We start from the raw sequence: 23,320 nt of genomic DNA on the forward strand, positions 1-23,320 counted from the left end.
GAGAAAACTATATTTATTGGATTATTTTTATTTTTCTTCAGGAAAACGAGGGAATTGTCGGCACCTCTATCCAAATATCCATGCTGTCTTGAACAAGTTTTGCCCCGTCTTTAATCAAGCGATTACAGCCATTACTTGTTTCCGTTAAAATAGATCCTGGCATTGCAAATACTTCCTTCCCTTGTTCTAATGCCTGATCTACCGTAATCATCGTCCCGCTTTTTTCCTTTGCTTCCACGACTAGTGTCCCAAAACCTAAGGCACTAATTAATCGATTTCTTTCAGGGAAATAGTATTTTTGTGGTGAAAAGTCAGGGGGATATTCGGATACAATTAAGTTTTGCTTGGCCAATCGATGAAAAAGGGTCGTATGCTTTTGAGGATAAATATGCTGAAAACCTCCTCCTAAAACAGCAATGGTCTTGGCATGATTGTCTAATGCCAATTGATGCGCCAAACCATCAATACCTGCTGCCATCCCGCTGACAAGGAGAATATCTTTTTTTAATAAGGGTAATAATACCTGCTGCATGGTTTGTCTGGCAAACCTGGAAGGGTATCTTGTTCCAACCACGCTTAAGTTAGGGTAATGTTGGAGAAGTGATTTATTTCCATGAAGATATAAAACGAGAGGAGGATCTGGTATTTGCTTTAGATAAGAAGGAAATTGAGGGCTCCATATCGTTAGAATCTGATATTGCCGAGCAAATCGGACAATTTTCTCCTTGATATCCTGATTGTTTAATCGCTGTAATAAATGATGGGCTCGTTCACTGGACAGTTGCAACCGTTCTTGCCACTCTGCTGATTTCCACTGATAATAAACAGTTAATGCTGGGTCTTGCTCTAATATTTGCCTGATCATTTGACGATTGTTATAGCAAACATAATGCAAGTGAAGTAAGCGCCATTCTCTTTTATCTATGCTAACCACCACACTTTCTTTATAATTTTGTTCCTCATTAGGTATATGCTTATGTGGAATTGGTTACCACATAAGCTTTTCGTACGTGCTTATGTGGTAACCAATCCATGCTCATTTTAGTGTGTTTTACATTTATCGTAAAGACCTTTTTCCTGAAGCACATTCAGTAACGTTTCTCCCATTACAGCAGGGGTCTCAGCCACTTCAATACCACAGGCGTTCATCGTTTTAATTTTTTCTTCTGCTGTACCTTGACCACCGGATATAATCGCACCAGCATGCCCCATACGCTTACCTGGAGGTGCAGTACGCCCACCTATAAATCCGACAACCGGCTTTGTCATATTGGCTTTCACCCACTCGGCAGCCTCCTCTTCAGCGGTTCCACCAATTTCGCCAATCATAATGACAGCTTCGGTATCTGGGTCCTCATTGAAAGCCTTTAATACATCGATAAAGTCGGTACCATTCACTGGATCGCCCCCAATACCAACGGCCGAGGATTGACCAAATCCTTTTTCGGATAATTGATGAACTGCTTCATAAGTTAAGGTACCAGAACGAGATACCACACCAATGTGTCCTTTCTTATGAATATAGCCCGGCATAATACCGATTTTGCATTCTTCTGGGGTGATAACGCCTGGGCAGTTCGGTCCCACTAGACGGGTCTTTTTCCCTTCCATATAACGTTTCACTTTTAACATATCCATTACAGGAATATGTTCCGTAATACAAATGACAATATCCAATTCGGCATCAACAGCCTCCATAATAGCATCAGCAGCAAACGGGGCAGGTACATAGATGACCGATGCATTCGCACCTGTAGTCTGAGCAGCCTCCTCCACCGTATTAAATACGGGTACCCCTTCGACTTCTGTACCGCCTTTCTTTGGCGTAATTCCTCCGACAATCTGGGTACCATATTCTAGCATTTGTTTCGTATGAAAAAGTGCAGTTGAACCAGTAATCCCCTGAACAAGCACCTTGGTATCTTTATTGATAAAAACACTCATGTTAATGGATCCTCCTTTTTCTCTTGAATGATGAATGGTTATGCCTGATGCACAAGTGCAACAATTTTCTCGGCACCATCTGCCATTGATTCTGCAGGCGTAATATTAAGACCGGAATCTGCAAGGATTTGCTTGCCTGCTTCTACATTGGTACCTTCCAAGCGGACAACTAAAGGTATCGTCAAGCCAACTTCTTGAGTTGCCTGTACTACCCCTTCGGCAATAACGTCACACTTCATAATACCACCGAAGATATTGACAAAAATCCCCTTGACATGGTCATCTGAAAGGATGATTTTGAATGCTTCGGTTACCTTTTCAGCCGTTGCACCGCCCCCAACATCAAGAAAATTAGCGGGATCTCCATTATAATGTTTGATAATATCCATGGTAGCCATGGCTAAACCGGCCCCATTTACCATACAACCAATGTTACCATCTAAAGCAATATAGCTTAGGTCATACTTGGAAGCCTCAATTTCTTTCTCATCTTCTTCATCTAAATCACGAAAAGCCGCGATATCTTTTTGACGGAAAAGGGCATTATCATCAAAATTCAGTTTGGCATCTAGCGCCAACACCTCTCCATCACCTGTCGTTACTAATGGATTGATTTCGGCAATCGAACAATCCTTCTCGACAAATAGCTGATATAAGCCCATCATAAACTTAACCGCTTTCGATAAATAATCAGCGGGAATATTTATGTTAAAAGCAAGACGTCTTGCTTGATATGGTAACAGCCCAGTAACAGGGTCGATCACTTCTTTAAAAATTTTCTCTGGTGTTTCTGCCGCTACTTCTTCAATTTCAGTACCGCCTTCTTCTGATGCCATCATGGTGACACGTGAAGTAGCTCGATCCAATACCACACCGACATAGTATTCCTTTTGAATGTCACAACCGGCTTCGATGAGCAAACGCTTTACTTCCTTACCTTCTGGACCGGTTTGATGTGTGACTAAGGTTTTTCCCAGAATTTCATCTGCATATGTACGCACTTCATCTACATTTTTGGCAACCTTCACACCTCCAGCCTTACCTCTTCCGCCGGCGTGAATTTGCGCTTTCACTACACTGACAGCTGTTCCTAATTCCTCTGCAGCTTGTACAGCTTCATCGACTGTAAAAGCTACTTTTCCATCAGGTACAGCGACACCATAGCTACGCAATATCTCTTTGCCTTGATATTCATGAATATTCATCTTTCATCCTCCCATCAATTAATCACTGCATTCTCATTGTATAAAAAGATGCAGGTCATTGTCTAGAAAATACTACAAATAATTATGATGTCGAATGTTACTTATCACTTCGATACTTGTTTGTCCACTTGATAAATATAAGCAAATACCTCTGCAACTGCTTGATATAGCTCTTCTGGTATCTCTTCGTTTATGTGCAGCTCCGATAACAAAGCGACTAAAGTGGGATCCGACTGAATCGGAACATTATTTGCCTTTGCCCGCTCCATGATCTCTTCTGCCAGATAACCTTTTCCAGCGGCCACTACTTTGGGCGATTGATCGGTCGCTACATCATATTGCAAAGCTGCTGCCTTTTTACGATAGTTATCTTCTGTCATATCCGATAATCCACTCCTTCGTTAGGATACGTTTGCCGCTCCGTTCTAGCGGGCTGTGCTGGGACTGTTTGAGAAATTGGCTTATGGGTGACCGTAGTCAAGCGATAATCTATCATCTCCAGTTTATCCTTTAATAGTGGCTTAAACTGCTCCATTAACGGCTTAATGCGTTCTTCGTCATTGTAGACGGTTAGATGAACCATTCGCTTTTGAACCGACATAGCTATCATTGTTTCTCCCAAACTGCGTAGTTGTAAATGAAACAGAATTTTACAAAAATCGGGATCGATTTCGTCGCTACCCTTGCGCTTTTTCCCTTCAAATTGCAGCTTGATATCACCAGCCAATCCTAATCTGTCACCAGGGATGTACATCGGAATTTGCAATAGCCCTTGTGCAGGATCATGCGTCATATGAATTTGCAAACCCGTTAGACTTTGAACTAACCGCTGTACTTGATTTCCCGCTACGTCCGGTTGTTGCTGCTGCAAAAGCATAAGCTGTTGTTTCACGGATAAATCTTGTTCCCTGTACGCTGTTTCTTGCAGGGATGTTTGCTGCAAAAATGGTCGGATGACTTGTAACATCGTTTCTTTTGTAAAACCACTGTTTGCTTGAGCCGCCATTTTCAATTCTTGAACCATAGTCTGTTGATTGGGAGTTAATGACGACGTTTCTATCCCTCTTATCATGGTTGCCATTTGTTCGTTTTGACGAGAAGGGGCTGGAGACTGCAACAACCACTCGACAAAAAAACGTTGCTGGTCTGCTGGCAGGCTTTGCTGTAAATGCTGCAAAACTTGTCCAAAACGTTGCGAGGGGTCACCTTGCTGTAAAAGTCCTGTCGAAACAAGTATCGAACGACTCGATAACGCACCCGAACCAGGCTGTTGCAGAGACTGAGCGATTTGAGACTCGTCCTGTAAGCCACTCGATTGGACAAAATGCTTTAGTAAATTTATCATGGTATCTTTCGTAGCAGAGAGAGACGTAGGGTACGCTTGATCCATTTGTAATAAAAAGGTACGCAAGATTTGCTGATCTCCTGCTGATAACTGATTTTGGCTAAGGCGCTGCAGAATTGAGGCTGCTTGCTGATTAAAGCTAGCTGACGATGTTTGTAGTATTCGCTGTAACAACTGACGCTCCTCTGTAGGAATACGTCTCAACACTTCTGAAAAGATCCCTTGATTGGCAAATGCTTGTTTCATTGTGGCAGTGGCGTCTGGATCATGCCGCAAGCGACTAACCATGTGTGCTAAACTTTGCTGTTTTTCTGCTGGAAGCTGTTGATTTAATAGGTTCTGCAGTTGATCAACAAAAGGTCTTATTTGCTGCTCACTCACTGGTTTGCCAGCGGTTAATTGTGCTAATACAGATTCTTGTGTTGGCGCTAGCCGACGAACCATCAACGATAATAATAAAGAGTTTGACGCTAAGAATTGCTGCAGGCGAGCATTGGCTTGTTCACCACTCTCTGATTGATAGATCATCAGTTGTTGTGTTAATGCTTGAGCTAATGACGGTTGCCCAGTTTGGCTGCCTATTTGTTGTAGCACTTGCTGAATTTGTCGAGCTAATGAATTGGATTGAAAGCTCTGCAAACTTTGAAAGGTCGCCTCTGTTAGTGGCAGCTGCTGCTTTACCATTTGCAACAGTAACTCTCGATTGGCAGTGCTGTTCCCTTTTTGTTCTAGCAGGTCCGTTATCTGTCGTAATTGCTTAGAAGTAAAGGGGATTTGCTGTTGAATCAATTGTTGGATCAGGGGTTTAGCTGGGCTGTTGGATGATAAACCGATCTGTTGTAATAATGGATTGCTGAGTTTTCCCTGCGTATTGGCCGGTACTTCACTTACCTTTTTTAAATGAACCATTTGATCGACGGCCGTTACTTGAAACAGATAGTTTTGCTTGGCGGTGAGTGCCGTCTCTATACGGGCTACTATCCTTGTCCCACCCAATTGAATAGCAGCTCGTTGCTGAGGATAGATCTCCAGTACCTTCCCAGTCAACAATTGCCCAGGTCGCATCGGCGGCTGTGCCGTTGTTTTTTGTGTACGATTGCTGCTTGATAAAGAAGGAAAAGATGATGTGTATCCCATAACTTAACCCCTTTCTTCATTATTTCTCAAGAAAACGTGTGACAAGCAAATCTTTGCTCGCCTTAGTTCCTGATAATACCTTACTTGATCCATTCGTGTGAATGGATCAAGATCACCTATCCGATCCATGAGAAATGATTTCAATCCACCTAGGTCAAAATCATTTCAAGTCCTATTATGCCAAGGGTTATATACGTTCTTTGCTCACAAGAAAAATGTTAGCTTACGAATGAATGAAACTTTTCCTATGATAAGGTGTTTTGCCATCACGTTGAAGAGCCTCGATATGCTGACGTGTTCCATAACCACTGTTTTGATCAAAACCATAAGCTGGGAATTGCTGATGTAAGTCGTGCATATAGGCATCTCTTGCCACTTTGGCAATTACACTAGCTGCAGCAATCGATACACTTTTCTGATCTCCTTTAATAATCGCCTCCTGTGTGACAGGCAGGTGATCTAACTTAACAGCATCAATCAAAGCATGTTCCACCTTATCTAAGTGGGTAATGGCTTGGTGCATCGCCTTTTTAGCGGCATTTAAGATATTGATTTCATCGATAATTTCTGCGTTGATCACAGCAATATGGTAATCAACGGCATGTGTCTTAATATAGGCAGCAAAGCTTTCTCGTTTACTTTTGGAGAGTTTCTTAGAATCGTCCAAGCCCAATAATTGAAAATCGGCTGGCAGGATAACGGCAGCAGCAACTACAGGTCCTGCTAATGGTCCTCTGCCAACTTCATCTACACCGGCAATATAGGTCATTCCTTTAGCTCTCCACTTCTTTTCGTAGCCAAGCATTTCCTCAAAATGTGCCTGTTGCGCCTTCACTTGTTCCTGGCGTTTGCTATATTGCTGTAACAAGCGCTGTACTCCTTTTCGTTCGTCTTTATGTAATTGTTCCACCACAGCAGAATCGATCGTTTCTCCGGTTAAATAATCTCTAATTTTTGCAATTGTCCAATTAGACGTCAACATTTTCATCCCCATTTCTTTTATTATCGGTTTCTACATAAAAAAATAAAGGAACTGATTCGAATTTCAGCCCCTTTATTTATCCGATTCTATTTGGTCTGGATGTTCTAGCGTGATCCTGCCAAAATGACCTAACCTAATATCTTGCAGGATAACATCGGTAGTCTTTTCTATATTTACTTTTCCACCCGACTCTAGACATCCTCGTTTGCGTCCGATTTGCTCAAAGATAGCCAACAGGTCCTCTTCTTCCAGAGACAACTGATACCTATCTTGTAATCGCTGTGGATAGGCCGTTTTCAAATAGTTAATCACGAAGGCCGCAATATCTTCGAGTGGGAGTATTTGGTCCTTAATCGTTCCAATAGCTGCTAAACGTAACCCTACCAATTCCTCCTCGAATTTTGGCCAAAGAATCCCAGGAGTATCCAATAATTCAAAGTCTTTTTTCACCTTTATCCACTGCTGACTTTTCGTAATACCTGGTTTATTTCCTGTTTTGGCTATTTTTTTATGGGCCAGTCGATTAATTAAAGTGGACTTACCTACGTTAGGAATACCGATAATCATCGCACGAGCCGGGCGAGGTCGAACTCCTTTTTTCTCAAGGCGTTGCATTTTGTCTTTTACCATATCCTTAGCAGTTGCAATAACGGCTTGAATCGCTTGACGTTCATTTACGTCTACCGCCACAGATACAATACCTTGTCCCTCAAAATGAGTCAGCCATTCCCTTGTCACTTGCTCATCTGCCAGGTCCTGCTTCATTAATACCATCATTTTCGGTTTCTGATTGAGTAACTGCTGCATCATAGGATTTTGTGAGGAGTAGGGAGCCCTAGCGTCAACTAGCTCTATCACAAAGTCTACTAGCTTTAATTTTTCCTGTACTTCTCTTCGTGCCTTTGCCATATGACCTGGAAACCATTGAATTGCCAAAAATCACACCTCTATCCTTTCCAATTATCGTACCAGACCGATATTATCTAACGGCCAATAGGTGAGACTGGCGACACCTTCTATTTGATCGATTGGTACAAAACCGATATGTCTGCTATCGGTAGAATCTGGCCTATTATCTCCTAACACAAAGACATGACCGTCGGGCACTACCTCTTCATTCCCTGGTATGTCTTGCATCGTAAAGTTTGTTGTATAGTTAAATTGTTCATCCGCAACTTCCTGCGCAATAAACGGTTCTGCAACAGGCTCATCATTGATATATAATTGATCATCTTGATAAGCAATCGAATCACCTGGCAATCCAATTACTCGTTTAATATAGTCTTCCCTTGCAGTAGCATGGAAAACCACCACATCAAAACGATCGGGGTCACTAAACATTAACCCTATCTTATTGACAATCAGGCGATCTTTATCTATTAATGTAGGAAGCATGGATGGCCCATCTACTACGATCGGTACGGCAACAAACAATCGCACTATAAAAACAACGATAATAGTTATGACGATTGTTTTCACCCAGTCAACCCAGTCCTGCTTTTTTTTCGACATGAAGATTCCTTCCTTTTATCACAGCCACAGCGCTAAATTCATCTCCAGCTTACCATTTGAAGGAGCATCGTAATGAATAGCTACCGCCAACATATATATGGAGCTATTTTGTTTGTTCCGTATAGTTATATTAGTTTATGAAAAGTTTACCCAGTTGAACACGCACTTCTAAAATTTACCCTTTTAATTGATAAAAAGGAGCCTGACTACTCAAGCTCCTTTTACATCATAGCGAATTAACGAATTTCTTTAATACGCGCAGCTTTACCACGTAATTTACGTAGATAATAAAGCTTAGCACGACGAACTTTACCACGACGGCTTACTTCAATTTTATCAATCCGTGGTGAATGCACTGGGAATGTCCGTTCCACCCCTACACCGTAAGAAATCTTACGCACTGTAAATGTTTCACTGATTCCGCCGTTCTGACGTTTAATGACTACACCTTCGAATACCTGGATACGCTCACGGTTACCTTCGACAACCTTTACGTGCACCTTTACGGTATCACCAGCACGGAACTTTGGTAAATCAGTTTTCAACTGTTCTTTAGTAATTTCTTCGATTAATTGTTGCATTCTCTCACACTCCTTCCAACCAATGTTCTTAACGTTCAAAATACGCCAGCGGAGCACCGTTTATTACCTTAAGCGTTCACTTAAGCACAACTATCAATATAGCACATCCTATAAGATATTTCAACTATTTTTCATGGTTTTGTTTTTAAACAGTAGGGTTTTTAAAAGGCTTAAAAGTGCACTTGGACCTTTGTGACTATGATAAAGCTTTTTCAAGCATCTCATACGTTCAACATGATAAGCAAATTAATGGGAGAACTGACTGCTTGTTTTCACTCTTTCCATTCCTCTAACCAGACACGTTCCTGTTCGGTTAAGGCAACATCTGTTAATAAATCTCTCCGTCGTAAAAAGGTTCGCTTTAACGCTTCTTTCCGGCGCCATTCTTCAATATGGGCATGGTTACCAGAGAGTAATACATCAGGAACTTTCAAACCACGAAAATCCGCCGGTCTGGTATAATGAGGGTGTTCTAGTAACCCCGTGGAGAACGAATCTTGCATGGCCGAATCATCGTTACCTAGCACACCTGGGAGCAAACGGATTACACTATCGATCACAACCATCGCACCAAGCTCACCGCCAGTGAGCACATAGTCACCAATTGAAATCTCATCAGTTACAAGTTCCGTACGTATCCGCTCATCATACCCTTCATAATGACCGCAAATGAAAATAAGCTGCTCTTCTTTCGCCAATTCTTCTGCCTTTGCTTGGGTATACGGCTCACCTTGAGGACACATCAGGATGACTCTTGGTGTAGCCGTTGTTTTCTCTAGTTGCTGGACCGCATCAAAAACAGGTTGTGGCTTTAATACCATACCAGCACCGCCACCATAAGGATAATCATCTACCTTATGATGTTTATTATCAGTGAAATCACGAAAATTAGTAATCTGATAGTGAAAGGCTTCTAATTCTTGAGCTCTTTTTAAAATAGACGATTGGAACACACCTTCAAACATCTCTGGAAATAAAGATAAAACATCGATTCTCATTGGCTTAATAACCCTTCCATTGGTTCGATGATGATTTCCTGCTCTTCCACATTGACTTGTTTAACTACCTCTTCAATATAAGGGATCAAATGCTGCTTGCCTTGTCCGGAAACAACCCATACATCATTAGCTCCTGGCGAAAGTATCTCCGTTACTTTACCAATATACACCTCATCTGTGGTATGGACTTTACAGCCGATAATTTCGTGATAGTAAAATTCATTTTCTGCTAAATCACCTAGTTGTGCTTTATCGATGACTAATAGCGCATTTTTTAGACGTTCCACATCATTAATATTATCCCAACCTTTAAAATGTAATAAATCAAAGTTTTTGTGGTTGCGATGCCCATCAATGGTAACTTGCTGCATGGTATCCTGTCCCTCTGTTTGGATCCAAAGGACATTGCCTTGCTCAAACCGCTCTTCAAAATCGGTTATGCGCAATACCTTTACTTCGCCTTTTATTCCATGCGTATTAATGATTTTCCCTACTCTAACATACTCCATTTTTACTGTAACCACCTATTTATGTAATTTTTATAATAATACCATCTTTGACGGTGATTGATTTCTGTTCATTAAGCTCGTGCCAGCTCATGCCTTCTTCGATATCGATCAAGGCTTCGATCTCACCATCTTCCACTTCACTGTCTAATGGCAGACTATCCAATTGTTCTAATTTATATTGATACCACTTAATGTGGTCTTTTCGACTGTCGATTCGTTTCTTAAATTTGGCAGCTATCTCATCTTTGTTGCCTGTCGATTGCTGTTCTAATTTCTTCTGTTCAAACTTCAGCTGATCACATTCTTGTTCCAGTTTAAAAATTTTGAATTGATATTCTTCTTCTAGCTGTTCTTTGCTTTGGTCGGTTACTACTTTTCTCACTGCGATTTTTTTTATAATTTTCATCTTTTTCCGCCTTTCTCTTAGTGATGAAAAAATGAGCGGGGATCAATAAGGTAATAAAGTATAACAACTTTAGCACCACTTCTGACTAACCGTTCCAATAAAATGGATGGTGCGAAATAACCTTACAATTTCAACTTTCGCACTTAAGAATAAATGTGAATATTTTGCCATTCTAGGATAAAACGGCTTCATCATTATAGTGCTTGTTTTTTGGTTAAGTAATCCTTCATTCTTTGTCATGACGTTGAACTCTTGCTTGCGCATAACCGCTCTGGCCAACCATTACGCTTTCCATGGGGACGGCTTCAGCTAACTTGAAAAGAAAACCGCTTTTCAAGTGGATCTTCAGCTCGCCCTGTTCCCATAGGAGTCTACATGGTTGGCCTACGCTGAAATATAGTGCTACACTGTATGTGAGAAGGAGCAGCTTGTTCGTATGGAACGAAATGGTAGCTTTTTTTCTTGGTTACACAATCGTTCATATGCTGTACATGTTTGATGGAATGATTTCCATTATAACGGCAATGTTACGTGATCAATAGCACGGCTTCCAACTACAGAAAGCATATTATCTTTTATATTGAAAAAATGGACATGGTCCAGCTATAATACATATATCTTTTTTCTAAGTTGATGAGGACATACTAGGTCTTTGTTTAGCGAATCTTTCTTACACCCACCAGATGAACAGCGGCACCAATATAGACAATCCTCTACTAGCGAAGACCGACCGTTTTGACTCCTGTAAGAAAAGCGGAAAGCGTCGGTTAAAAACGTAACAACTGGACCAAAGCAACGAAGATAAAGGAATCACCGTGAGCTTGCGAACGGATGATGACTTTCGCCCAAGGGCACGATGAACAGGACGTTCAAGTATCGGCGTTGGTCACAGGACGTGACCGATTTTAGCCGATGAAAGGGCGACTAAGCTTCTGTCTTCGCCAATCAGCAAGTCTTCTTTATCGTAGGGCGCTGTCAGGAAGTTGTCTAGTTTTTGACGCTTATAGCTAGACAAGGGATCTATATAAGTTGAACTTATCGTTTGATCCATGAGACATTTTTTGAGCATTTCCTAACACAGACAAACAACCAACTTTACCACACGGAATAAACGATCTAGCTATTTCACATAACTCACCTTATTGGCAGTGAATGTACTAGTAAAAGAATAGCATGTCTCTTTACCAAAGCGCAAGCAATGAATCCGTTTTTCTTCCAATCAAGAAACGTCAGTCAGCCAACAAACGGGCTTTCAACCGCAAAAGAAAAGAGGGACCATTTTGTGCAGGTTCCCTCTTACATAATATCCAAAAATATCTTTTTGTTATTAGATTTCATACCAGCTGCATAAACAACCGTACGAATTGATTTGGCAATGCGACCATTCTTGCCGATCACCTTTCCAACATCCTGCTCGTTCACTTGAAGATGATAAACAATCTTGCTTTCTTCTTCCTGCTCCGTCACAACAATGTCATCCGGATGATCCACTAACGGTTCTACAATTGTTTCAATCAATTTTTTCATCGAATCACATCACTTTATGATTGGATTTTTGATTCGTGGAATTTTTTCATGATGCCTTCAGTGGAAAAAATGTTACGTACTGTATCACTTGGTTTCGCGCCATTAGCCATCCAATCAATTGCTTTGTCTTCATCTAATTTCACTTCGGTCGGATTTGCTACCGGATTATATGTGCCAATCTGCTCGATAATACGTCCATCACGTGGAGAGCGAGAGTCCGCTACAACGATACGATAGAATGGATTTCTTTTTGATCCCATACGTCTTAAACGAATTTTTACTGCCATTATTAACACCTCCAAATAAAATTCTTACACAAGATAGAATTGTAACAGATTATTTTTTGTCTGTAAAGGGTTTTTACCTTACATGAATGGAAAATTTAATCCCTTCATTTTTTTGTTCTTTTTCCCTTTCTTTCCTGGCTGGGTATTGGTCATCTGCTTCATCATTTTCTTCATCTCATCAAACTGTTTTAACAAACGGTTGACCTCGGAAACAGAACGGCCAGAACCTTTGGCAATACGCTTCCTTCTCCCAGCATTAATTACACTTGGATCTTGCCGTTCTTGGGCGGTCATCGATTGAATAATTGCCTCTACATGGGAAATCTGTTTCTCATCAAAATCGACATTCTTTAATCCCTTCATTTTATTAGCACCAGGGATCATATCAATCAGTTCATCTAGTGGTCCCATGTTTTTCACTTGACTCATTTGATCTAAAAAGTCATCAAATGTAAACGAGGCAGAGCGCATTTTCTGCTCTAGTTCCTTCGCTTGTTTCTCATCGACGTTCTCCTGCGCCTTCTCGATTAAAGACAGGACATCTCCCATTCCAAGGATACGGGAAGCCATTCGTTCTGGATGGAAAACTTCTATTTGATCTAGCTTCTCTCCCATACCAGCGAACTTAATGGGTTTATCTGTCACTGCTTTAATGGAAAGAGCGGCACCACCGCGCGTATCACCATCCAGCTTGGTCAGTACGACACCTGTAACATCAAGCTGCTCATTAAAACTCTCTGCTACATTGACGGCATCTTGCCCAGTCATCGAATCGACCACCAAGAATACCTCGTTGGGATTGACATTCTGCTTAATCTGGATCAATTCATCCATCAAATCATTATCCACATGCAAGCGACCTGCTGTATCGATTAAAACATAATCAAGATGTTCTTGCTTGGCATAATCCATTGCCTTATTCGCAATATCAACTGGATTAGCATCGGTACCTTCCGAATAAACAGGCATACTTAACTGCTTGCCTAAAGTTTCTAATTGATCAATTGCTGCAGGACGATAGACGTCGGCGGCAACTAATAATGGTTTGCGATTATATTTCTTACGTAACAGATTGGCCAATTTACCAGTGGTAGTCGTTTTACCTGCCCCTTGCAAACCTACCATCATAATCACCGTAGGCGGCCGATCCGCAACGGCAATTTTACTCTCGTCACCACCCATTAGATTGGTGAGTTCTTCCTTGACTACTTTAATAACCTGCTGTCCTGGTGTCAAGCTTTCCATTACTTCTTGACCAACAGCCCGTTCTTTTACTTTTTTGATAAAATCTTTCACTACCTTAAAGTTAACGTCTGCCTCTAATAAAGCAAGACGAACTTCTCTGGTCATTTCCTTGACATCTTGCTCATTTACCTTCCCTTTACCCTTGATTTTCTGAATGGTACTCTGCAGGCGGTCGGCTAAGCCTTCAAATGCCATAATGTCGCCCCCTATTCCATATCATTGATCTGTTCTAGCTTTTTTTTCAATGTTACATTATGCTGTTGGTCCGCTAACTCCAATATTTCCTTTAGCAGTGTCTGACGATCTTGAAATTTCTGATACAGCCCAAGTTTCTCCTCATAATTCTCCAGCATCTGCTCTGTACGTCGTATATTATCATAGATGGCTTGTCGAGATACATTGGAACTTTCGGAGATTTCCCCTAATGAAAAGTCTTCTAAATAATACATTTCCATATAATTTCGTTGTTTTTGTGTTAACAACTTTTGATAAAAATCATATAGAGCGTTCATCCTTGTTGTTTTCTCTAACATAGAAGGACACCTCGTTAAGTAAAATACCTTTACACTTCAGTCTACCTATTCCTTATCATGATTGTCAAGCTATAGGGCTACTCTTCTTCCTCCAGTAAATCTGCGAACAATCCGTAGACAAAGGCATGGGGATCAAAAGTCTCCAAGTCTGTCATCTTCTCTCCTAGCCCGACTAATTTTACCGGTGTACCTAATTCATTTCGAATCGCCAGTACAATTCCACCCTTGGCCGTACCATCCAGTTTCGTCAATACAATACCAGATACATCGGTAGCCTCGGCAAATGTCTTTGCTTGGCTTAACGCATTCTGCCCTGTGGTCGCGTCTAATACCAATAAGACTTCATGTGGAGCGTTCGGTATCTCCCGTTCGATGACACGCTTGACCTTAGACAATTCATTCATTAAGTTGACCTTGTTCTGTAAACGGCCGGCTGTATCACATAACAAAACGTCGACACCACGGGATTTTGCCGCACGGATACCGTCATAAATCACAGCTGCGGGATCACTGCCCTCACTATGTTTAATCACATCCACTCCTACACGGTTCCCCCATTCGCTTAATTGCTCGATAGCTCCCGCTCGAAAGGTATCACCTGCTGTTAAGAGCACCTCTTTCCCTTCTTCTTTCAGTTGATGAGCGAGCTTACCAATGGTCGTTGTTTTACCAACACCATTGACACCGACGAATAAAATCACGGTTAATTCATCTTGCTGTATATTTAGTGAGGTATCATCTTCACTGTCTCCTTCACCTTGGTAAATATCCACTAGCTTTTCAGAGATGACACCTTTAACTTCCGAGGTATCCTTAATATTACGTCTTTTGACTTCCATCTCTAGCTCCTCGATTAAATCCATCACCGTCGTCACACCGACATCCGCTGCAATAAGAATTTCTTCTAAATCCTCGAAGAATTCTTCATCTACTTTTCGATAGCGAGCTACCAAGTCGTTAATTTTTTCGGAAAAACTTTTGCGTGTTTTGGTCAATCCTTCTTTATACTTATCGGAAACTTCCTCTTGTTGTTCCTTTGATGTGAATTTTTCCTTCCACTTTTTCAAAAAGCTCAAACTAATTCCCCCTTCAACTTATGCTTCCAGTAATTCAGGTGCTTCCTCCAGTTTAACCGAAACCAGACGTGATACACCTGATTCTTGCATCGTTACCCCGTATAGAACATCTGACTCTTCCATCGTACCTTTGCGGTGGGTAATCACGATAAACTGGGTATGTTTACTGTAATTTTTTAAATATTGAGCAAAGCGAGCCACGTTTGCTTCATCTAAGGCGGCCTCTACCTCATCCAATACACAAAATGGTACAGGCCTTACCCGCAGAATAGCGAAAAGCAGGGCGATAGCCGTCAAAGCTCGTTCTCCTCCCGATAGTAGACCGAGCTGCTGCAGTTTCTTACCAGGCGGCTGTGCAATAATATCTACACCTGTTTCTAATAATTGCTTGGGATCGGTGAGCTTTAATTCAGCATGTCCACCACCAAATAAGCGCTGGAATACGATGCTAAATTGCTCTTTGATTTGTGAGAAAGTTTCATCAAATCGGCTTGACATTTCTTCATCCATTTCAGCAATGATCTCGTAAAGCGTCCGTTTGGCATTCACCAAATCGGTCTGTTGTGTCGTCAAAAATTCATGGCGTTCTTTAATGCGATCATATTCTTCAATGGCACCAATGTTAACGACACCCAGTTCATCCATTGATTTTTTGATTAATTTCACTTGCTGTTTGGCCTGCTCCATATCATCTGGCTGTGAATAATCCGCTTTGGCTTTTTCAAATGTCAATTGATACTCTGTTTCCAACCTTTGCAATCGATGTTCTAAATCGATGTCCTTACGGTTATATTGCATTTCCTCTTGCTGCATCTCTTGTTGCAACATGCTTTCTTCCCGTTTTGCCTGTTTCAAGGATTCCTCTAAAATTTGCGTGTGCTCCTGCGTTTTGGTTCTGTCTGTTCGAATCTGTTGTACCTTTTCTTGCAAGGCATCTTTTTCTGTGCGTTTTTCTTTTATGTTATGGTCGATTTCTTCCTCGGTTTGTTGGCTATCTTTTACGTCGATCAATTGCTGTAACTGTTGCTGCTTTTGCTTGATTGTTTCCTTTACATCCGTCCATTCGGCCTTTGTATATTCAACCTTTTCGCTTTGATTAGCAAGCTGGCTTCTTCGTTCAGCTTGTTTGATCTCCAAATCATGAAGCTGTTGCTGCAATTCTTGTTCCTTTGCTGCAAAATTTTTATGTTGCTCGGTCGCCTGTTCAATTTGACTGTTTAGGTCTTTGATTTCCTGCTCTAAACGAACAAGCTCTTGCTCTATAGCGGCGGATTGTGTTTCTAATTGGGAACGATCCCTTTCCTGCTGAAGCTTATCCTGATCGTACATGGATAATTGGTTATTAAGATGATCTAAGGAAAGCTTGCCTTCTGTAAAATTGTTTTTGCTTGTCTGTACCTTGTCTTGCAGGTGATTTACTTGTCCTTCCAAATCCTCCCGTTCTTGTTTTAATTCATCCAAGCTAGATTTTTGTGCCTGAATTTGCTGCTCATAGTCTTGAACGCGAGTTTGGTATTCTTCATACTTTGTGGTCAACGTCTTTAATTCGCGATCTCTGGTAAATAAGGATTGCTTATTCTTCTTTTTAGCTCCACCTGACATCGAACCACCTGGATTCACGACATCACCGTCTAATGTTACAATTCGGTATTTACGACCCGTTACTTGTGCTAGTTTATTGGCAGCCTTGAGTGAGCTAGCGACCACGACATTGCCTAAAAGTGCTTGCATAACAGACTGGTAGATTGGATCACATTGCACCAAATCAACCGCAATTCCAACAAATTCATCTTGCTGCTTTAAGGTTTGCTGGACGGTATGGGGAATCTGCTTCCCTCTCATTGATTCCATTGGTAAAAAGGTAGCACGCCCTTTATTGGTTTTCTTTAACCAGCCAATCGCTGACCGGGCAGATTGCTCTGTATCCACCACAACATGCTGAGCTTGAGCCCCTAATGCCGTTTCCATTGCTTCCACATACTGTTCTTCAAATGAAACCAGTTCAGGAATGGCCCCATGGATGCCAGTAAGTTGCTGCTGGTCACGTGCCTTTAATACTTCCTTCACTCCAAAATAAAACCCTTGAAAATCTTCTTTGAGATCCTCCAGCATTTCTTTTTTAGATTTTAAGTTTTCGACCATTTGGTAACCCTTGTATAGTTTTTGCTGCATATCTTCTAATAATTGATTTTCGCTGATAATCTTGCGGTCTGTTGTGGCACAGGCAGTTTGCAGCTTTTGTAAAGCTTCTTCCTCCTGTTGATAACTTTTCTCAGCCTCTGCTACTCTTTTTTGTAGAGACAGCCGCTCTTCATCTAACTTTTCCCATTTCGAAGATTCCAGGCTTTGCTTTCCTTCCATTTTTTCCAGTTGCTGCTGAATAGATCCTTTTTCGTTTCTTTTGGCGGCCTGTTCGTTTAACAGTTCGATGTAATCCGCCTTCATTGATTCAATATCTTGCTCCAAGGTGTTCTTTCCTTTGTATAATTCCTGCTCCATTTCTTTACGTTGTTTCGTAAACAGACTCTGATCTTGTTTGTATTGCGTTAACTGCTGCGTTTCCGTTTCTAACTGATCTGCCAATGCCTGTTCTTTTTGTTGACTACTGGTAATTTCTTGCTCCAATTTCTCCTTATTTTCTGAAAAATGTTGCAGTCGTTCATGAAAAATTTTCTTGTTTCCTTCCAGGTTTTCTAGTTCCTGTGTAAGAATAAGCAAAGATTCATGTAGGCGATTAATCTCATCATCCATCTCTTGTATTTGTCGTTTGGATGCTTCCACTTCCAGTTCCTGCTTATCTATCCAGGCTTGTTTATCCTGATGTTGTTGTTTTTGCTGTCGCAGTTTCTGCTGCGATTCATTCATTTCTTGGTTCAACACATCAATTTCTTTGACTAAGAGCCCCACTTCCACATTAGTTAAACGTTCTTTTTGCGCCACATACTCTTTGGCAATCGCTGCTTGCTGTTCCAACGGCTCTAGTTGCCCGTTAATTTCATAAATAATGTCTTCCACTCGATTTAGATTTTCTTGTGTTTCCGCTAATTTATACTCGGCTTGTTTTTTTCTGTTTTTATATTTGAGAACTCCTGCTGCCTCTTCGAATATGACACGCCGTTCTTCGGATTTTGAGCTGAGTATCTCCTCCACCTTACCCTGGCTAATAATAGAGAAGGCTTCCCTGCCTAATCCCGAATCCATAAATAGTTCGGTGATATCCTTTAATCGGCATGGCTGTTTGTTAATCAAAAATTCACTCTCACCTGAACGGTAAACTTTTCTCGTAACGCTTACCTCATGGTAATCTACTGGTAAACGATTATCTGAGTTATCTAAGATAAGAGTCACTTCAGCCACATTTAACTGTTTACGTGTTTCACTGCCTTGAAAGATAATATCCTCCATCTTGGCACCACGTAACGATTTGGCTGATTGTTCACCCAATACCCAACGAATGGCGTCTGTTATATTACTTTTACCGCTGCCATTTGGTCCGACTACGGCTGTTACACCGGGTACAAAATCCACTTTGCATCGTTCGGCGAAGGACTTAAATCCAACGGTATCTAGTTGTTTTAGGTACATATATAAAACCCCTATTTCAAAATCATCTATTTGAAAAAAATTTAATTAACACTTTGCTTTTCAATTCATTTATTTTATCATAAAGACTAGAGTTAGAGAAGAAAGTTTTATTAAATATGACATTAGGAGTGTAAAGACATGAGTTTAGAAGAACAAACACAGGAAAATTTGACGTATATCATTCGCGAAATGGGTAAAATGTTACAAGTGGTGAATGATTCGATCATGAACCCTGATGACTATCATTTGGAGAATTATGCGGAATTGAAAGAATTATATGATTTGTTAAAACAGAAAGGCCAGTTAACGGTAGCTGAAACGCATGCCTTTATTGACGAATTAAAGAATTATCGCAAATCTTCCTAAGTCATTAGACATAGACATTTTTCTGACTTACTTGATGGTTATATGTGTTAAGAATAATCGGTCTTGCTTTACATGCCGTGCAGCTGAAACGCTATTTCAGACATGACGGTTGTCATCGCGAACTTTGACGATAAACATTTGATTCTTTTGAGGAAAGAAACGACAGTGGTTCACATACCAAAACGCGATGACAATCACACGGTTATTCTTGAGTACTGAATGACATTTTTGCAGAATATTCCCGTTTTACTAAATACCCGTTTGAACTTCTTCTGGAATCTCGATATCTTCTATTTCATTTACTTGATCATATTCCAATGAAATATTCATCTCCAATTCATTGTTGCCGCTTTCTGCAAAAATCGTATAATCCAGATTTTCAATATAATGATCCTGTTGATGAATATCAATAACCAGTTCCAGCGTTACATCTTCGTCGACACGAAAGCCGGTTAATTGAACACTAAACGGTCCCTCAAAAGCATCATATATCGATTGATCAAAACCACTATAACTAATTTGATAGGTGTCGCCGCTATTATCAAATTCCACAAGCTCTTCTACATTTTCCAATACCGAAACCACTGTTTCATAATCAGGTTCAAAATTGGCCATTTCAGAAGTTACCGGCTGTTCCGTCCATGCTCCTTCACCTTGCTTGACAAACGCCTCATCTTGCACACGATAAATTTCGGTACTAGTTTCTGTACCCTCCTGCTTAGAACTAAAAAGCTGATGAATTGCGATGGGGTCTTCTATCAAGGTTACTTGCCCATTCATAGTAGAGCTGTCATTTGCTATATCAGACTTTATATCAATATCGATACCAAAATCCGCAAAATAACTCTCTACCTGATCCGGTGATTGCAGCGCCTTTTCCAATACTTCTTGCTTACTTTCATTACCAGAACAGGCGGTAATAACAAAGATAATTCCAATCATAAAAACGATAAATAATTTCTTCACTCCACTTCCTCCTCGCTGTATATTAATTCCAGATATATTCCAGTAAAAGGATGGGTAATTAATACCCATCCTTTTCTTTCTATTGGAAGTGAATTCGTACACAGAAAAGGCGCTCTTCTTTTCTGAAGGGCAACCGATTTCTGACTTAGCATGGGGCTTCATAGATAACCCACTCTCTTATACATTTACTTGCACTTAAGGTTGACACTATTCATTCAGACGATCCAGTGCCTGCTTTGCAGCCCGCTGTTCGGCTTCCTTCTTGGTACGTCCTACACCTTTACCTATTATTTTGCTGTTTATAGTGACAACTGCAAAAAATTCACGGTCATGGGCAGGGCCTTTTTCATCGACAATTGCATATTCCACGATACGATTTTTGTGTTGTTGAATCGTCTCTTGCAGCTGACTTTTATAATCCATCGTATGCGAAAAAGCACCGGTTGATATTTCCGGATAGACATGCTGTTTTAAAAATTTGATTACCGGCTGATAACCCTGATCTAAATACAAGGCACCAATAAACGCCTCAAACACGTCTGCCAAAAGGGCTGGACGATTCCTGCCACCAGTTATTTCTTCGCCTCTCCCTAGTAAAATATAGTGGCTAAATCCAAGAGATTCTGCGAACCTTACTAAAGCTGGCTCACATACAATCGAAGCTCTTAATTTGGTCAAATCACCTTCTTCTAATTCATCAAATTCACGAAAAAGATATTGTGATACACCCAATTCTAATACCGCATCGCCCAAGAATTCCAATCGCTCGTTATCAACCAAATCTTTTCTCCGGTGCTCATTCACATAGGATGAATGTGTAAACGCTTGACGAAGTAGTTCTTCATCGTTAAAAGTGATCTCTAAATCTGCTTGTAATTGCTTAAAATCAGACATCTTTTCACCTCCTACTTGATTTTTTTGAATTCTGCTGTTATCGCTTTTTTCTTGTAATACAAGGAAGGATAGCTTTCTCCTCTTTGTTAGAAAAAGGGGCCCTTGAATAAGCCCCTTTTTTTCCTCTTACCGTCTATTGATTGCTGTCTATGTAAGATACAGCATCGCCTACTGTAGCAATTTTTTCTGCATCTTCATCGGCAATTTCCATATCGAATTCATCTTCTAGTTCCATCACTAGTTCTACAACATCAAGAGAATCCGCCTCTAAATCATCTTTAAATGAAGCTTCAGGTGTTACTTTATCTTCATCAACGTCTAGACGATCGACAACGATTTGTTTCACTTTTTCGAAAGTATCTGCCATTTTCCGTCACCTCCTTTCAAGGTTGTGTGCGTTTATCGCAGTATAGCCGAGTGGTGCATCCTCAAGTAATAGGAATTCATGGCATATTTATCCGAAAGACCTAACTGTCAGTCTGCGAGGGATAATGAGCGCTATACATCTTGATAATTCTCACTTTATCCTACTACATAACCATGCCGCCATCAACCTGAATTGTTTGTCCTGTTACATAATTGGCTTGTTCAGAAGCAAGAAACATGGCTACGTTGGCTACATCTTTCGCCTCACCAAGTTTATTCAATGGGATTAGTCCAAATATTTGCTCTTTTTGTTCTTCGGTCAATTGATCCGTCATTTCAGTAGCAATAAATCCTGGTGCTACAGCGTTCACCAAAATATTACGAGCCGCTAACTCCTTAGCTGTTGTTTTGGTTAAACCGATTACGCCAGCCTTCGCTGACACATAATTGGCTTGGCCTGGGTTACCACTAATTCCTACAACAGAGGAAATATTAATGATACGTCCGCTTTTTTGTTTCATCATTTGGCGGGTAACTGCCTTGGTACACAGGAAGACACCCTTCAGATTAATATCAATCACATCGTCAAAATCGGCTTCGCTCATGCGCATTAACAGGTTATCACGGGTAATGCCCGCATTATTAACCAAGATATCAAGACGACCAAAGGTTTTGGTCGTTTCCTTTACCATTGATTTTACCTCTTCTTCTTTACTGACATTCGCCTTTATTTTAATGGCTTCCCCGCCGAATTGCTTGATTTCATCGACTACTTGCTGTGCTTTTTCCTCACTGCCTGAGTAGTTTACTATAACCTTTGCACCGTTTTTAGCAAAAGTAAGGGCAATCTCCCGCCCAATACCACGAGAAGCACCGGTAATAAGAGCAACTTGACCATTTAACATTGATTATTCCTCCTTCATCCATTCTATAAATGCCTGTAATGTTGGCACATCTTGTACGGAAAAAGTCTTGGTTCTTCTATGAATTTTTTTCACGAGACCAGATAACACCTTGCCGCTTCCTACTTCTACGATGGCATCAAGATCTTCGTTTACTAATTGCTCCAATATCTCTTGAAAGCGTACTGGCGAATAGAGTTGCTCCACCAATAATTGCTTAATCTGTGCGTTGTCCGTTACTTGTTTGGCCGTTACATTGGCATAGACTGGAATATTAGCATCAGACCAGTTTACTGCAGCGATTTCCTTTGCCAAATCCGCAGCAGCAGGTTTCATCAGACTAGAGTGAAACGGTCCGCTTACAGATAGCGGTAATACACGTTTTGCCCCAGCTTCTTTTAACCGTCCTACCGCCGTATCTATTCCTGTTCGGGTACCCGAAATTACGATTTGACCAGGACAATTTAAGTTAGCAAGCTCTACTACTTCACCAATCTCTTTCTGAATAGCTTGCAGTTCACTATGTAAGGTGTCTTGTTCCATTCCTAAGACGGCTGCCATGGCACCCTTACCAGCAGGGTAGGCATGCTCCATTAACTTCCCACGTTGATGCACGAGACTCACAGCATCTTCCACTGCTAACGCATCCGCAGCAACCAAGGCGCTATATTCTCCTAGGCTGTGCCCGCTTGTTTGCACCGGCCGGATGCCTTCTTCTGCTAGTAAACTCGTTAATGCCGTACTTACTAACAGCAAAGCAGGTTGGGTATATTCTGTCTTTGTTAATGTCTCTTCCGGTCCGTCAAACATGATGGATGTTAAATCAAAGCCAAGACGCTGATCGGCCGAATCAAATAATGCCTTCACTGTATCATAGGTTTCATATAAATCTTTTCCCATTTCAACGGCTTGTGAACCTTGCCCCGGATAGATAAATGCTACTTTTTTCATCTC

The 23,320-nt window shown here is 41.0% G+C and carries 24 protein-coding genes; 1 reads left to right on the forward strand and 23 read right to left on the reverse strand.

Going from position 1 to position 23,320, the window contains the following annotated elements; genetic code table 11:
* Window positions 1–37: 37 nt before the first annotated feature.
* The 18 genes from dprA to smc form a co-directional block, all read right to left on the reverse strand.
* Window positions 38–865 (reverse strand): DNA-processing protein DprA, encoded by an 828-nt coding sequence (gene dprA, locus E0E32_RS14195; RefSeq protein WP_286171928.1) that lies wholly within the window; start codon window positions 863–865, stop codon window positions 38–40.
* A 176-nt stretch (window positions 866–1,041) separates the two neighbouring features.
* Window positions 1,042–1,944 (reverse strand): succinate--CoA ligase subunit alpha, encoded by a 903-nt coding sequence (sucD, locus tag E0E32_RS14200; protein ID WP_066193924.1) that lies wholly within the window; start codon window positions 1,942–1,944, stop codon window positions 1,042–1,044.
* Window positions 1,945–1,982: 38 nt separating this feature from the next.
* On the reverse strand, window positions 1,983–3,149 hold the full coding sequence (gene sucC / locus E0E32_RS14205) for an ADP-forming succinate--CoA ligase subunit beta (RefSeq protein WP_066193927.1): 1,167 nt from the start codon (window positions 3,147–3,149) through the stop codon (window positions 1,983–1,985).
* Between the two features lie 104 nt (window positions 3,150–3,253).
* On the reverse strand, window positions 3,254–3,529 hold the full coding sequence (locus E0E32_RS14210) for an EscU/YscU/HrcU family type III secretion system export apparatus switch protein (protein WP_066193929.1): 276 nt from the start codon (window positions 3,527–3,529) through the stop codon (window positions 3,254–3,256).
* Complete coding sequence (locus E0E32_RS14215; protein ID WP_130860016.1) at window positions 3,526–5,631, reverse strand: TP0910 N-terminal domain-containing protein; 2,106 nt, start codon at window positions 5,629–5,631, stop codon at window positions 3,526–3,528. The genes E0E32_RS14210 and E0E32_RS14215 overlap by 4 nt, the downstream gene beginning before the upstream one ends.
* A gap of 223 nt (window positions 5,632–5,854) precedes the next feature.
* Window positions 5,855–6,619, reverse strand: coding sequence for a ribonuclease HII (rnhB, locus tag E0E32_RS14220; protein WP_350308628.1), 765 nt, complete (start codon window positions 6,617–6,619; stop codon window positions 5,855–5,857).
* Between the two features lie 66 nt (window positions 6,620–6,685).
* Window positions 6,686–7,549 (reverse strand): ribosome biogenesis GTPase YlqF, encoded by an 864-nt coding sequence (gene ylqF, locus E0E32_RS14225; RefSeq protein ID WP_066193935.1) that lies wholly within the window; start codon window positions 7,547–7,549, stop codon window positions 6,686–6,688.
* A 24-nt stretch (window positions 7,550–7,573) separates the two neighbouring features.
* Entirely contained in the window at window positions 7,574–8,125 is a 552-nt protein-coding gene (gene lepB, locus E0E32_RS14230; protein WP_066193937.1) for a signal peptidase I, read from the reverse strand.
* 236 nt (window positions 8,126–8,361) lie between these two features.
* On the reverse strand, window positions 8,362–8,706 hold the full coding sequence (rplS, locus tag E0E32_RS14235) for a 50S ribosomal protein L19 (protein WP_066193940.1): 345 nt from the start codon (window positions 8,704–8,706) through the stop codon (window positions 8,362–8,364).
* 272 nt (window positions 8,707–8,978) lie between these two features.
* Window positions 8,979–9,704 (reverse strand): tRNA (guanosine(37)-N1)-methyltransferase TrmD, encoded by a 726-nt coding sequence (gene trmD / locus E0E32_RS14240; protein WP_066193943.1) that lies wholly within the window; start codon window positions 9,702–9,704, stop codon window positions 8,979–8,981.
* Window positions 9,701–10,213 (reverse strand): ribosome maturation factor RimM, encoded by a 513-nt coding sequence (gene rimM / locus E0E32_RS14245; protein WP_066193946.1) that lies wholly within the window; start codon window positions 10,211–10,213, stop codon window positions 9,701–9,703. The genes trmD and rimM overlap by 4 nt, the downstream gene beginning before the upstream one ends.
* A gap of 19 nt (window positions 10,214–10,232) precedes the next feature.
* Window positions 10,233–10,619: a YlqD family protein gene (locus E0E32_RS14250; protein ID WP_130860018.1), complete on the reverse strand. Its 387-nt coding sequence runs from the start codon at window positions 10,617–10,619 to the stop codon at window positions 10,233–10,235.
* A gap of 1,296 nt (window positions 10,620–11,915) precedes the next feature.
* Window positions 11,916–12,146, reverse strand: a complete 231-nt coding sequence (locus E0E32_RS14255) for a KH domain-containing protein (protein WP_066193951.1) — start codon at window positions 12,144–12,146, stop codon at window positions 11,916–11,918.
* 14 nt (window positions 12,147–12,160) lie between these two features.
* A complete protein-coding gene (rpsP, locus tag E0E32_RS14260; protein WP_130860019.1) occupies window positions 12,161–12,433 on the reverse strand; it encodes a 30S ribosomal protein S16 in 273 nt (90 codons plus the stop codon).
* Window positions 12,434–12,511: 78 nt separating this feature from the next.
* Window positions 12,512–13,873, reverse strand: a complete 1,362-nt coding sequence (ffh, locus tag E0E32_RS14265) for a signal recognition particle protein (protein WP_066193956.1) — start codon at window positions 13,871–13,873, stop codon at window positions 12,512–12,514.
* 11 nt (window positions 13,874–13,884) lie between these two features.
* A complete protein-coding gene (locus E0E32_RS14270; RefSeq protein WP_066193959.1) occupies window positions 13,885–14,211 on the reverse strand; it encodes a putative DNA-binding protein in 327 nt (108 codons plus the stop codon).
* Window positions 14,212–14,288: 77 nt separating this feature from the next.
* Window positions 14,289–15,287: a signal recognition particle-docking protein FtsY gene (gene ftsY / locus E0E32_RS14275; protein WP_130860020.1), complete on the reverse strand. Its 999-nt coding sequence runs from the start codon at window positions 15,285–15,287 to the stop codon at window positions 14,289–14,291.
* 18 nt (window positions 15,288–15,305) lie between these two features.
* Window positions 15,306–18,872, reverse strand: a complete 3,567-nt coding sequence (gene smc, locus E0E32_RS14280; protein ID WP_066193965.1) for a chromosome segregation protein SMC — start codon at window positions 18,870–18,872, stop codon at window positions 15,306–15,308.
* 138 nt (window positions 18,873–19,010) lie between these two features.
* Here smc and E0E32_RS14285 point away from each other — a divergent pair, with 138 nt between their 5' ends.
* Window positions 19,011–19,238, forward strand: coding sequence for a DUF1128 domain-containing protein (locus tag E0E32_RS14285; protein WP_066193968.1), 228 nt, complete (start codon window positions 19,011–19,013; stop codon window positions 19,236–19,238).
* Window positions 19,239–19,487: 249 nt separating this feature from the next.
* Here E0E32_RS14285 and E0E32_RS14290 read toward each other — a convergent pair whose 3' ends face one another.
* The 5 genes from E0E32_RS14290 to fabD form a co-directional block, all read right to left on the reverse strand.
* On the reverse strand, window positions 19,488–20,204 hold the full coding sequence (locus E0E32_RS14290) for a DUF6612 family protein (RefSeq protein WP_066193971.1): 717 nt from the start codon (window positions 20,202–20,204) through the stop codon (window positions 19,488–19,490).
* 207 nt (window positions 20,205–20,411) lie between these two features.
* A complete protein-coding gene (gene rnc / locus E0E32_RS14295) occupies window positions 20,412–21,098 on the reverse strand; it encodes a ribonuclease III (RefSeq protein ID WP_066193975.1) in 687 nt (228 codons plus the stop codon).
* Window positions 21,099–21,231: 133 nt separating this feature from the next.
* A complete protein-coding gene (gene acpP, locus E0E32_RS14300) occupies window positions 21,232–21,465 on the reverse strand; it encodes an acyl carrier protein (RefSeq protein WP_066193977.1) in 234 nt (77 codons plus the stop codon).
* A 163-nt stretch (window positions 21,466–21,628) separates the two neighbouring features.
* Window positions 21,629–22,369: a 3-oxoacyl-[acyl-carrier-protein] reductase gene (fabG, locus tag E0E32_RS14305; protein WP_130860021.1), complete on the reverse strand. Its 741-nt coding sequence runs from the start codon at window positions 22,367–22,369 to the stop codon at window positions 21,629–21,631.
* A gap of 3 nt (window positions 22,370–22,372) precedes the next feature.
* Window positions 22,373–23,317 (reverse strand): ACP S-malonyltransferase, encoded by a 945-nt coding sequence (gene fabD, locus E0E32_RS14310; protein WP_130860022.1) that lies wholly within the window; start codon window positions 23,315–23,317, stop codon window positions 22,373–22,375.
* Between the last annotated feature and the right edge of the window lie 3 nt (window positions 23,318–23,320).

This window comes from Gracilibacillus phocaeensis (assembly GCF_900626275.1).
Taxonomy (GTDB): Bacteria; Bacillota; Bacilli; order Bacillales; family Amphibacillaceae; genus Gracilibacillus; species Gracilibacillus timonensis.

Excerpts from the sequence above, each read along its gene's own strand:
- E0E32_RS14215 (WP_130860016.1), bottom strand. The coding sequence starts at position 5,631 with ATGGGATACACATCATCTTTTCCTTCTTTATCAAGCAGCAATCGTACA.
- sucD (WP_066193924.1), bottom strand. The coding sequence starts at position 1,944 with ATGAGTGTTTTTATCAATAAAGATACCAAGGTGCTTGTTCAGGGGATT.
- acpP (WP_066193977.1), bottom strand. The coding sequence starts at position 21,465 with ATGGCAGATACTTTCGAAAAAGTGAAACAAATCGTTGTCGATCGTCTA.
- rnc (WP_066193975.1), bottom strand. The coding sequence starts at position 21,098 with ATGTCTGATTTTAAGCAATTACAAGCAGATTTAGAGATCACTTTTAAC.
- fabD (WP_130860022.1), bottom strand. The coding sequence starts at position 23,317 with ATGAAAAAAGTAGCATTTATCTATCCGGGGCAAGGTTCACAAGCCGTT.
- E0E32_RS14255 (WP_066193951.1), bottom strand. The coding sequence starts at position 12,146 with ATGAAAAAATTGATTGAAACAATTGTAGAACCGTTAGTGGATCATCCG.
- lepB (WP_066193937.1), bottom strand. The coding sequence starts at position 8,125 with ATGTCGAAAAAAAAGCAGGACTGGGTTGACTGGGTGAAAACAATCGTC.
- E0E32_RS14270 (WP_066193959.1), bottom strand. The coding sequence starts at position 14,211 with ATGTTAGAGAAAACAACAAGGATGAACGCTCTATATGATTTTTATCAA.
- dprA (WP_286171928.1), bottom strand. The coding sequence starts at position 865 with ATGATCAGGCAAATATTAGAGCAAGACCCAGCATTAACTGTTTATTAT.
- rimM (WP_066193946.1), bottom strand. The coding sequence starts at position 10,213 with ATGGAGTATGTTAGAGTAGGGAAAATCATTAATACGCATGGAATAAAA.
- ffh (WP_066193956.1), bottom strand. The coding sequence starts at position 13,873 with ATGGCATTTGAAGGCTTAGCCGACCGCCTGCAGAGTACCATTCAGAAA.
- rnhB (WP_350308628.1), bottom strand. The coding sequence starts at position 6,619 with ATGAAAATGTTGACGTCTAATTGGACAATTGCAAAAATTAGAGATTAT.
- E0E32_RS14285 (WP_066193968.1), top strand. The coding sequence starts at position 19,011 with ATGAGTTTAGAAGAACAAACACAGGAAAATTTGACGTATATCATTCGC.
- rpsP (WP_130860019.1), bottom strand. The coding sequence starts at position 12,433 with ATGGCAGTAAAAATTCGTTTAAGACGTATGGGATCAAAAAGAAATCCA.
- fabG (WP_130860021.1), bottom strand. The coding sequence starts at position 22,369 with ATGTTAAATGGTCAAGTTGCTCTTATTACCGGTGCTTCTCGTGGTATT.
- rplS (WP_066193940.1), bottom strand. The coding sequence starts at position 8,706 with ATGCAACAATTAATCGAAGAAATTACTAAAGAACAGTTGAAAACTGAT.
- trmD (WP_066193943.1), bottom strand. The coding sequence starts at position 9,704 with ATGAGAATCGATGTTTTATCTTTATTTCCAGAGATGTTTGAAGGTGTG.
- sucC (WP_066193927.1), bottom strand. The coding sequence starts at position 3,149 with ATGAATATTCATGAATATCAAGGCAAAGAGATATTGCGTAGCTATGGT.
- E0E32_RS14250 (WP_130860018.1), bottom strand. The coding sequence starts at position 10,619 with ATGAAAATTATAAAAAAAATCGCAGTGAGAAAAGTAGTAACCGACCAA.
- E0E32_RS14210 (WP_066193929.1), bottom strand. The coding sequence starts at position 3,529 with ATGACAGAAGATAACTATCGTAAAAAGGCAGCAGCTTTGCAATATGAT.
- smc (WP_066193965.1), bottom strand. The coding sequence starts at position 18,872 with ATGTACCTAAAACAACTAGATACCGTTGGATTTAAGTCCTTCGCCGAA.